This window comes from Novosphingobium sp. B-7 (assembly GCF_000410615.1).
GTDB lineage: Bacteria > Pseudomonadota > Alphaproteobacteria > Sphingomonadales > Sphingomonadaceae > Novosphingobium > Novosphingobium capsulatum.
In genome coordinates this window covers 1-996 of the sequence record NZ_APCQ01000729.1, presented here as the reverse complement: position 1 = coordinate 996, position 996 = coordinate 1, and the positions used below count along the sequence as shown (strand labels likewise).

General features: G+C 67.1%; 2 protein-coding genes. Both read left to right on the top strand.

From position 1 onward, the window contains the following. The coding region (locus H926_RS0107845; protein ID WP_022675802.1) for a M48 family metallopeptidase at positions 1-331 on the top strand (331 nt) is incomplete at its 5' end. A 63-nt stretch (positions 332-394) separates the two neighbouring features. Beyond that, on the top strand, positions 395-883 hold the full coding sequence (locus H926_RS26235; protein WP_022675801.1) for a hypothetical protein: 489 nt from the start codon (positions 395-397) through the stop codon (positions 881-883). Positions 884-996 lie beyond the last annotated feature (113 nt).

Below are 996 nucleotides of genomic sequence, written 5' to 3'. Positions count from 1 at the left end.
GGCGGCAGAGGCGCTGCGGCTGTGCACCGCAGACCTGGCGCACTATTGCGCGCGCGCCGGCGTGGCCGTGCCGCCGCTCGGGCTGTCGAGTGCCAAGCGGCGCTGGGGCAGCTGCGCGTCCGATGGCACGATCCGCATCAACTGGCGCCTGATCATGGCGCCTGATGCCGTGCGCCGCTCCGTCGTGGCGCACGAGGTCGCCCACCTTGTCCATTTCGACCACAGCCCGGCATTCCATGCCCTGCTCGCGCAGCTGTTCGAAGGCAGCGTCACGGCCGCCAATCGCTGGCTCAAGGCCGAAGGGCGCGGGCTTTATCGCCTGTTTGGCTAGGGCGAACCGGCAAAACCGGCGACTCATTTGCCATCCGTCGTTCCGATCCCTATCTGAGGCGCAATGAAAGGCTTTTTCCGCAATGTCTCCCCGCTGCGCGCAGTGCGGGATTTCTGGCAAGTGCTTGGCGCGCCCAGCGAATACCGCACGCGCGCGCTGATTATGGCCGGGCTGGTGACAGGGGGCATCTTCTACCTGATGACCCAGCAGGAAGGCCGTGGCCTGCCGCGCCCGCCGACGATCATCTATTTCGAATCCTGGCGCGCCGATCGCAGCGATGCCGATATCATCAAGGGCAATATCGCCGCCCAGAAGCAGGCCGACGCCGAGGAAGCCGCCGAAGAGCAGCGCCAGGAAGACATCCGCAAGATGTACAAGGCGGTCGGCGCCGCTACCGGCATCGACACGCAAAAGATGTATGACGACGGCACCAAGGAACGTGCCGCCGAAAAGAAGGCCGAGGCCGAAAAGAACGCCGCGCTCTATCGCCAGACCACGGGCAAGCCGGTGCCGACCGTACCCACGCCCGCGCCTGATGCAGCCAAGCCCTGAAGACGATGCGCGCTGGCTGGCAACGGCCGCCGCGCTCTCTGCCCGTGGCCGCCCGCTGAGCGCGCCCAACCCCGCCGTGGGCTGCATCATCGTGCGCGCCGGCCGCATGATCG

Bases quoted from the DNA above. Each gene is read 5' to 3' on its own strand.
- H926_RS26235 (WP_022675801.1), top strand. From the start codon at position 395: ATGAAAGGCTTTTTCCGCAATGTCTCCCCGCTGCGCGCAGTGCGGGAT.